Source organism: Nonomuraea deserti, from assembly GCF_004348685.1.
In the GTDB taxonomy this organism is placed as follows: domain Bacteria; phylum Actinomycetota; class Actinomycetes; order Streptosporangiales; family Streptosporangiaceae; genus Nonomuraea; species Nonomuraea deserti.
In genome coordinates this window covers 1-1,172 of the sequence record NZ_SMKO01000419.1, presented here as the reverse complement: position 1 = coordinate 1,172, position 1,172 = coordinate 1, and the positions used below count along the sequence as shown (strand labels likewise).

Below are 1,172 nucleotides of genomic sequence, written 5' to 3'. Positions count from 1 at the left end.
CAGGGATGTCGCTGGTAATGGAGCTGTTCAAGGGTGACCAGGCGCTCAACAAGGCGATGGGCCTGTGGGGCGCGGTCGGAGGCATGCGCGCCTCGGTGGGCACGGTGCTCGGCGGCCGGCTGGCGGCCCGCTGGGGCCGGGTGCGCACGATGGGCCTGTCCTACCTGCTGGCGATCCCCGCGGTCGCCGGCGTGGTGCTGGTTCCAGGACCCGTCGCGTACGCCTTCGTCGCCGCCTCGTCGATCGCCCTGTACGCCCCGTTCTCGCTGCATGTGACGCTGGGTCAGGATTTCCTGCCGAGCCGGGTCGGCACGGCCAGCGGCGTGACCCTGGGACTGGCGGTGAGCGTGGGCGGCCTGGCCAGCCCGCTGGTGGGCGCGGTGGCGGAGGCGGCGACGCTGCGGGTGGCGCTGGCGTGCCTGGTCGTGTTCCCCGTCCTGGCCTGGCTGCTGGCGCGCACGCTCAAGGAGCCCGCCCTCGAACCCGCCGCCTGAGCCCGCTTCCCGAGCTCCCGCTCGGCGTGCTCGGCTCAAGGGCGGGTCTTGAGGCGCAGGGTGCTGGTGTTGTCGTCCTTCGAGGGGTCGAGGGCGGTGGAGGCGACGTGCGCGACGACGCGCAGGGGTGCGCGGGCGTCCCGGGCGGCGGCGACCGTGGCCGTGATGCGCACCGGCCGGCGCGGGTGGATCGTGGCGATCGTGCAGGAGGCCTTGGCGGGCTCGCGTACGCAGGTGGCCCCGCCGGTCGCCGTGAGGCTCGCTCCGGCCGCCAGGGTGAGCGTGAGGGGCACCTGGGCGGCGGCCATCAGGCCGCGCATCTTGACGGTGGCGGTGACGGTGACGGCGGCGCCGCGCCTGACCGGTCGTTCGGGCCCTCTGAGCTTGACCGACAGGGCGTCGTACACTCCGCGCGGGTCGGCCCGGCGCACGATGGCGCCGTAGCCTTCGGCGTTGAGCGCGTTGGCGACGGCGTTGCCTGCGGCGTAGCCGTCCTCCTTGCCCGCCGACAGCACCCCGACCAGGTCTCTGGTGCCATGGACGAGCCACGGCCCGCCGCTGTGGCCCTTGTGCAGGTGGCAGTTGTGCGTCTCCAGCCGGCCCGGCCGCGACGTCGTGGCGGAACGGCGGGTTCCGGCGGGCGCGGGCAGGGCGGCGGGCAGGGCGGCGGGCACAGCG

At 75.0% G+C, this 1,172-nt stretch carries 1 protein-coding gene and 1 pseudogene; one reads left to right on the top strand and one right to left on the bottom strand.

Annotated features, from left to right (window positions below):
- Window positions 1–494: pseudogene (locus tag E1292_RS50450) on the top strand (MFS transporter); the annotation flags it as partial.
- Between the two features lie 35 nt (window positions 495–529).
- Here E1292_RS50450 and E1292_RS52155 read toward each other — a convergent pair.
- The coding region (locus E1292_RS52155; RefSeq protein WP_165975194.1) for a DUF11 domain-containing protein at window positions 530–1,172 on the bottom strand (643 nt) is incomplete at its 5' end.